This is a genomic window from Rhizobacter sp. (genome assembly GCA_021153565.1).
Classification (GTDB): Bacteria; Pseudomonadota; Gammaproteobacteria; order Burkholderiales; family Burkholderiaceae_C; genus Albitalea.
Map to the genome: position 1 here is coordinate 19,886 of JAJKJU010000231.1, position 7,611 is coordinate 27,496.

6 protein-coding genes are annotated in these 7,611 nt (G+C 65.2%); 1 reads left to right on the forward strand and 5 read right to left on the reverse strand.

The features are described from left to right. Positions 1-532: 532 nt before the first annotated feature. From AC30NL_RS14785 to AC30NL_RS14805, 5 genes are all read right to left on the reverse strand, one after another. Entirely contained in the window at positions 533-1,723 is a 1,191-nt protein-coding gene (locus tag AC30NL_RS14785) for a carbohydrate porin (RefSeq protein ID WP_489464758.1), read from the reverse strand. 103 nt (positions 1,724-1,826) lie between these two features. Next, a complete protein-coding gene (locus tag AC30NL_RS14790; protein WP_489464759.1) occupies positions 1,827-2,528 on the reverse strand; it encodes a hypothetical protein in 702 nt (233 codons plus the stop codon). A 27-nt stretch (positions 2,529-2,555) separates the two neighbouring features. Continuing rightward, a complete protein-coding gene (locus AC30NL_RS14795) occupies positions 2,556-3,611 on the reverse strand; it encodes a glycoside hydrolase family 26 protein (protein ID WP_489464760.1) in 1,056 nt (351 codons plus the stop codon). After that, the gene (locus AC30NL_RS14800; protein WP_489464761.1) at positions 3,608-4,933 is read right to left on the reverse strand and encodes a glycoside hydrolase family protein; all 1,326 of its coding nucleotides are present in this window, start codon (positions 4,931-4,933) and stop codon (positions 3,608-3,610) included. Before AC30NL_RS14800 ends, AC30NL_RS14795 begins: the two co-directional genes overlap by 4 nt. Then, positions 4,930-6,327 (reverse strand): GH1 family beta-glucosidase, encoded by a 1,398-nt coding sequence (locus tag AC30NL_RS14805; RefSeq protein WP_489464765.1) that lies wholly within the window; start codon positions 6,325-6,327, stop codon positions 4,930-4,932. The genes AC30NL_RS14800 and AC30NL_RS14805 overlap by 4 nt, the downstream gene beginning before the upstream one ends. 168 nt (positions 6,328-6,495) lie before the next feature. Here AC30NL_RS14805 and AC30NL_RS14810 point away from each other — a divergent pair, with 168 nt between their 5' ends. Next, positions 6,496-7,518 (forward strand): LacI family DNA-binding transcriptional regulator, encoded by a 1,023-nt coding sequence (locus AC30NL_RS14810; RefSeq protein WP_489464762.1) that lies wholly within the window; start codon positions 6,496-6,498, stop codon positions 7,516-7,518. Positions 7,519-7,611: the final 93 nt, after the last annotated feature.

Genomic DNA, 7,611 nt, shown 5'->3' on the forward strand with positions numbered 1-7,611 from the left:
TGACGATGAAAACCAAAGCTAATCAATAGCTAATGCGCGAATATAGTCCCTGGCGTCTGTCGGTCGCCCCGATGATGGATTGGACGGATACCCCATCTAATAGGTTGATGTGAAGTGAATTTCCGAATCGCCAAAAGCAGTTGCACCGAATTGCACCGCCAAGCGCCAAGTGCGCCGGCCGCGGCGCGCCAGTTGCACCGCCCGTTGTGACCGGGCTGTGCGCGATGCGGGGACCCTATCCGGTCGGGAACCCGTCCGCGTAGCCTGACATGCGATTTGCGTTTCCTTCGGCAGAGACCGGGGCCCGCGATCAGACCTTTCGCATGATTGTGCGTCCCGATATCTGGGGCCCGCAGGCTCGCCTTCGTTTCTCCAACGCGCTAGGTACCAAGCCGGTCACGTTCGATGGTGTGTTTGTCGGCCTGCAGCGCGCGGCAGCGCGGCAGCTCGGCCGTCATTCCAGGCACCACCCGGGACCGCCTTTCTGGCCCGCGGCGCCCCCAAGGGCAGAAGTGTTAGCGACGGGGGCCTTTCACCACCAAGCTTCAGTCTGCACGCCAATCGACGTGCCCGACTTCTGGTCGCCGTACACCTGCCGGAGGCGTTCGCCATTGATCCAGTTGTCACCGAGCACCTGGCGTGCGGCTTCGTTCCACACGGCGTGCGTGACGAACAGGCGCAGCGTCGGGCGCGACCAGGCGTCCTTGCCAGCGGACACGGCGCCCGCGACCGTGAGCTTGGTCATGTTGAGAGTGGGTGCATTGTCCGGCTTGACGCTGTCGGTGCCGAGTTCGACCAACACGCGAAAGGGGCCGCTGATGTGCGTATCTGTGCGGGCACCGAGGGCGATCCACTTGCTGTCCACGCCGGCGTTGGAGGTGAGGCGGTATTCACCGAGCGCGCTCAGCTGGGTGGACGCAGCGATGTCCACGTTCTGCTGCACGACGAATCGAGTGTTCTTTACTTCGCCTTGCTTGTCGTGCTTGAAGCCCAGCAGCGTATCTCCTCCGAACGTGCCTCCGATGGCCTGGTAGATGCCCAGCGCGATGCCATTGGCCTGCTTGGCGGGGTCGGTGTTTGCGACTTGGTCGCGCGACTTCAGCTGCGCCGACGGGGTGACGTAGATTGATAGCTCGCCATTCGGCAGCGTCTCCAGGCCGGTGTAGCGGATGGGCAGCGAGAAGCGGTTGTCGTTCGCTCCGCCGCGGCCGTTCATCATGAAGGCCACGCTCAGCTTGCCGGGGCCGACCTCCATGTTCTCGAGGCCGGCGCCGTCGCCGTCGTTGTTCTCGAGAAATTGGTCGTTGATGCCGGTCTGCAGGCGGTTGTAGAAGCGGCGGCCAGCCCAGGCGGTGCCGTTGCCCAGCTGCGAGATCTTGTTGCCGAAGGCGTAGATCTGGCCGAAGCGGGTGGTCAGTTCGTCGGTGCCGTTCTCAGTCTGGCCCCAGGCGCGGTACACGCTGGGCATCACGCGCATGCCCCAGTCGGCACCTTCATAGTCGGCGATCTTCGCCGTGAACGTCGGCTCAATAACGTAGTCACATTCGTTGCCCAGACGCCATTTTGTGTCCGCACCCGGCAAGCCGAAGCACACCTGCGTGCCTCCGCGCGCATTGATGCCGGTGCCGGCGCGCATGTAGCCGGAGAAGTCCACTTGCAGGGCCTGCGCGGCGCCGCTGGCCGCGAAGATCGCTGCTGCCAACGCGAGATGGGTTCTTTTCACGAAAGTCTCCTGTGAAATGTGCTCGAAAGGTTTTTGGGCGCGAGGAAGTCTTGCACGCGGACGCCCGTCGCCGCGCGCAATTGCAGAAAGAGGAGGGGTGGAGCTAGCGGCCCAGAGTGATGCGGCCTACCTGGAAGTCGACGTCGCGCTTGCCGCCACCCACCTTCGCGTCGGCCACTTCCACGGCCGAGACGGCGACAGACGTGGCAGCGATGGTTCGCGCGTTCGCGCCGCAATACGACTCTGACGCGAACTGGGCCAGCGAGATGCTGTACTCGCGTAACTCGGGCGTGACCGGCTGGAGGACGATCGGGTAGCAGCCACCGTCGCGGATCGCCTTCTCGTCGCCGACGACGCGGATGCGCAAGCTGGTCGGTGCACTGGCGGCGAGCTCCAGCGTCAAGGTCTTGAATGCCGACACGTCTATCGGCTCGCCGCCGCTGGACGCGCCGACGGTGAAGCCGATGCCGCCCCAGGTGCTGCCCTTTTGTGGCCAGATCGTGCCGGTCACGCGGGCCACGCCGCTCGTGACGGCGACCTTGCCGAAGGAGGCGTCACCGGCCTTCTCGGAATAGGCAAAGCCGTCGATGAAGGCACCTTGCTCGGTGCTGCTGTTGGTCTTCATGGTCGCGAAGACGCGGCGAGACCTGTCGGCCGATGCGGCAGCCTGCGCAGGCGCCGGGGCAGCAGCTGGCTTGGCTGCGGCCACGGTGCTGGGCGCCGGCGCTGTCGCGCAGCCCGCCGCCAGCACGCTGGCCAGGGTCCCGACGAGCCATGCCTTGCTTGTCGTGCGTCGTGAGTTCATTCCCGTCTCCTTTGTTGATGGTCTGTGTCAGGTCCGCGCGGGGGCTGTCCATCCCACGGACAAGAGCGCGTTCGCATTCCCCCGAATGGATGCGCGGCGAAGACCCTGGATGGCGGTGAGCCAGCTGGTGTCGCTGGAGGTCAGCGCCCAGCTGGTTTCCTTGGTGGTATCGAACCAAGTGAAGGCGCGCACGTTGGGCAACGTCTCGATGTCGCTGAACATGCGCTGAATCCATGCGGCCTTGTCGCCGCCGGTCTCGGAGCAGCCCATCTCGGCCAGCACGATCGGCTTGGACGGAGCGATCTTGCGCGCCATCGTCACCGCATTCGCGAAGACCTGGCTGAAGGGCTTCCATTGCGACCAGCTCTGGCTGGTGCCGAAGTTGTACCCGTCGATACCGATCCAGTGGACATAGTCGTCGCCCGGGTAGGCTGCGCGCGGATCGTTCCAAGACGCGGCGGGCGTGCTGTCGTTGTTGAAGCACCAGACCCAGCGCACCTTGTTCGCACCGGCAGCGCGGAAGCGATTGACGATGTAGCGATGCACCTTCGCGAACAGTTCCGGCTGGCGACCGTTGTTCACGATGCACCACGGGTACCAGTCGCCGTTGAACTCATGCCCGACGCGCAGCATGAACGGCAAGTCGACGCGCGCCGCACCTTGCGCCCAGGCGTCGATGGTCGAGTCCCAGCGGCCGGCGAGGATATCCGCGAGAGGGATCGCAGCATTGCCATGGCCCCAGGGCTCCCAGGTCACCTGCGCGGCGATGCCACGTTGGGCGAGGAAGAGGATCTGTTGCTCAGGGAAGGCCGAGCCGAAGCGGGTGAACCACATCGCGGCAGCCGGTTGGCGGCGCAGGTCGGCCTGCGCACCGGCCACGACGTCGGGCAGCGAGTTCTCGCGAAAGATGCCGAAGAAGATGCCTCGGCTGCCGTCCTCGTCGCGGTCGACGAGGACGGGCAATGCGAGCGCATCGTCGAGTAGTGCCGAGGATTTTCTCGGCGAGCCGCCGCAGGCCGGCAGGCTGAGGCCGAGTGTCGATGCGGCGAGCAATCGGCGGCGCGTCAGGTGTCCTGGTGTCATGGTGCCAGCTCCAAATGGATGATCGCCATCGAACGGGCTGGCAGGGAAATCGTGCGGCCGGCCTGCTCCGTGATGGCCTGCAGCGGTTTCTCGTCTTCCGCGATGGCCGCATCGAAGTAGCGCGCGTCCTTGAGCTTCAGTGCGGCTGGGCTGTCGATGCGGATCTGCTGCGTGTGCGTGCGGGTGTTGAGCAGCACGAGTTGAAGCTGCGACCCCTTCTTGGTCGCATGGGCCCACAGCATCGAATCGCTGCTCTTCGCCTCCACGAAATGGCCGGCCAGCTCACCGAGCATTCCAAAGCCGTAGTAAGTCGGGCGCGGCACGCCGGCGGCGTCCAGCAGGCCGTGAAAACCGGTCCCCTGGTACGCGAAGTAGTGCGCGAGGGACACGCCTTGCCGTGACATGCGCAGGGCCGATTCGGCGCCCCACATCGCGCCGGTCTGGTCCGACAGGAAGCGCGGGCGATCGGTGCGCCACGAGAGGCCATATTCCGTCACGCCGAATTGGATACTTCGCTGGTATCCGAGCGGGTTGCGCGAGCGGTCTTTCCACAACGACGTGTAGTGAGCGATCGAGCGGTCGATCTCCGACACTGTCGAGAGCGCGGCCTCTTCGGAGCCGTCGCCTTCGGTGGGGTAGATGTGCCAGGTGAGCACGTCCACCACGTCGCCACACAGCTCGACGAAGCGCTCGGCGAACATCGGCGCGTTCCGCTGGTCGCCAGAGACAGCCGGGCCGGCGATCAAGGCTTTCGGGTCTTCGCGACGGATCGCGGCGGCCTGGGCGCGGAAGACATCGCAGTAGCGCTTGGCCGTCCAGCTCGCATCCCCGCGCACGGCGCTGAAGAGATCGGGCTCGTTGCCGATCTCCCAGATCTTCACGTTCAGACCGCGTGCACGGGCCATGCGAACTGCGAGGGCCGCATCCTCCGGCGTGTTGCCGGCGGGCCGGTCGGGCCGGCCCTGGAACACGCGCGTCTGCACCAGCAGTTCGCGCTCGCCCTTTATCAGCGACAGCAGTGACTTGAAGGTATCCAGCGAGGCTTCGTCCATGTCCTGCTCATCGCCGATGTTGCCGCCGGGGAAGCGCAGCGCGCTGGCCGGCACCTTGGCGAGCGCGTCGCGATGGTCTGCGACCGCCATCCAGTTGCCGAAGTTGAAGCCCGACAGCACCTTCGGGTTGATAGCGGGGCCTTCGCGCGACGCGTCGATTCGCACCGTGGCGACCTCCGCGTTCGCCCAGGTCGCCATGGCCAGGGCAAGCATGCCGACACATCGGGCGGCCGAGCGCGCGATGGTTCGCTGTGGAGTCGCGGAGCTCATGCGTCGCAGCCGTTGTTCGCGATGAGCTGGCTGTACCAGTGGAAGCTGTCCTTCGGCGTGCGGGTCTGCGTCTCGAGGTCGACATGTACCAGGCCGAAGCGCTTGCCGTAGCCGTGCGCCCATTCGAAGTTGTCCAGCAGCGACCAAGCCATGAAGCCGCGAATGTCGCAGCCCGAACGCATTGCACGGTTCAGCGCGATCACGTGGCGGTGCTGGTACTCGACCCGGATGGCGTCGTGCACCTGGCCGTCGGAGCCGGGCAGGGCGTTGTCACAGGCGCCGTTCTCGGTGATGAACAGCGGCGGGTTGCCGTATTCGTCGCGCAGCCACAGCAGCACCTTGTAGAAGCCCTCGGGGAAGATGTCCCAGCCGATGTCGGTCTTCGAGAAGCCCGGCACATTGGCGGTGCTCAGGTTGCGCAAAGCCTCGATCTGTGTGAGCGCGTCGTCCTGCGCCCGCAGCGGCAGCGGGTCGGCGCGGTTCATGCCATAGCTGCCGGTGTAGTAGTTGATGCCCAGCATGTCGGGCGCTTGCGAAATGGTCGCCATGTCGCCGGCCAGGATTGGCGGCTTCAGGCCCAGCTCGCCATAGCGCGCGAACATGTTCGCCGGATAGCGGCCGTGGTAGATCGGGTCGATGAACCAGCGGTTGAACCAGTCCAGGCCGCGCTCGCAGGCGGCGATGTCCTGCCGGTCCTGCGAGTAAGGCTCGCGCCAGTCGACGTTCGGCGCCATGCCGATCTGTCCGCCGAGCTTGCGCTTGCGGAATTCGGTCATCGCGAGGCCGTGTCCGAGCAGCAGGTGGTGGGCCACCGTCAGCGCGCGGCCGAGGTCGCGTTCGCCCGGCGCATGCTCTCCCATCGCATGCGACAGGAAGGATGCGCACCACGGCTCGTTCACCGTGAACCAGTAGGGCACGCTCTCGCCAAGGGCGTCGAACATCACTCCGGCGAAGCGCGCGAAGTCTTCAGCGGTGCGGCGCTGCATCCAGCCGCCTTCGTCATGCAGCGCCTGCGGCAGGTCCCAGTGGTAGAGCGTCGCCATCGGCGTGATGCCGGCGTCACTCAGCAGACGGACCAGGCGCTGGTAGTAAGCGATGCCCAGCGGGTTCACTTCGCCGCGTCCGTCGGGCATGACCCGCGGCCAGGCAATGGAGAAACGGTAGGCGCGGGCGCCCAGCTGCTTGAGCAGGGCCACGTCTTCTTCCACCCGGCGGTAGGAGTCGGTGGCGACATCACCGGTGTCGCCGTTGGTGACGCGCCCGGGGGTCTTGGAGAAGGTGTCCCAGATGCTCGGTTTGCGACCGTCGACGTCGTGCGAGCCCTCGATCTGGTACGCGGAGGTGGCGGTGCCCCACAGGAACTGGGGCGGGAACCGGATCGGTTTCGACTTCATGGCTGGCACGATAGCTTTCCATGCAAGCGCTTGCAACCAAGGTGCCTGGCTTTTCTTGCCAATCGGTGGAATTGGGTGAAAAACTTCGCGTTTTACCTAGGGTGATAGACCGCGCACGTGAACCCGCGGACTATCGTGAGTCGCCAAGGCAAGCGCTATCATCAAGCAATGTCCATCGAAAACAATAGCATCACCCTCGAAGAGGTGGCGCGCCTGGCCGGGGTGTCCACCAGCACCGTGTCGCGCTACCTCAGCGGCACGCACGTTGTCTCGGAAGAGAAAGTCGCGGCCATCGAGGGCAGCATCAAGCGCCTGAACTACCGGCCAAACCTGGTCGCCCGTGGGCTGGCCACGGGGCGCACCATGACGGTGGGCGTGCTGACGCAGGAAGTCTCCAATTCATTCTTTAATGAAGCAGTCCGCGGGGTCGAGGATGTGTTGGCCAGTCACAACTACGAAGCCATCTTCGTGAGCGGCCACTGGAACAAGGTGGAAGAAGAGCGGCGGCTGATGTCTCTTGTCGGGCGGCGTGTGGACGGTGTGATCCTGCTGCTGGCCGACCTGGACGATACGCTGATGGACCGCCATGCGCAGGGCGTGCCGATGGTGTTTCTGGGGCGGCAGTCCGCCTCAACGCGGGTGCATTCGCTGGGATTCGATCACTACACAGGGGCCTGCGAGGCGGTGCGCCATCTGATCGAGCTCGGCCACCGAAAGATCGCGTTCATTGCGGGGGCGCAAGATCGACTGGATGCGGTAGAACGCTGGCGCGGGTATCACGACACACTGGTGGCGGCAGGGTTGCCCTTCGACGAGCGGCTGGTCGCGAACGGGGGGTATGTGGAGACGGGCGGAGTGACCGCGATGAACACGCTGCTGGACCGCGGCCTGCCATTCACGGCGGTGTTCGCGGCCAACGATGACTCTGCGTATGGCGCGATGCTGGCGATGTACCGGCGCGGAATGAGCGTCCCCGATGACATGTCAATCGTGGGCTATGACGATCTGCCGCATTCCTCCTTCTCGCTTCCGCCGTTGACCTCGGTGCGGCAGCCCCTGCGCGATCTGGGCCGGGAGGCCGCGAGCGCGGTGGTGGCGCTCATCGAGGGCCACAAGCCGCCTCGGGCGACGGTGGCGAAGCTGGAGTTGATTGTTCGCGAGTCGACGAAGGCGGTCCCGCTCGGAGGCTGAGAGTTTTTCGATCATGCCCGCTCATCACGCCAAAAGCCCCCTGCTCGTCGTTGCAAATGCTCGCCATAGCCAAGCTATGGCTGCGCTTTGCGC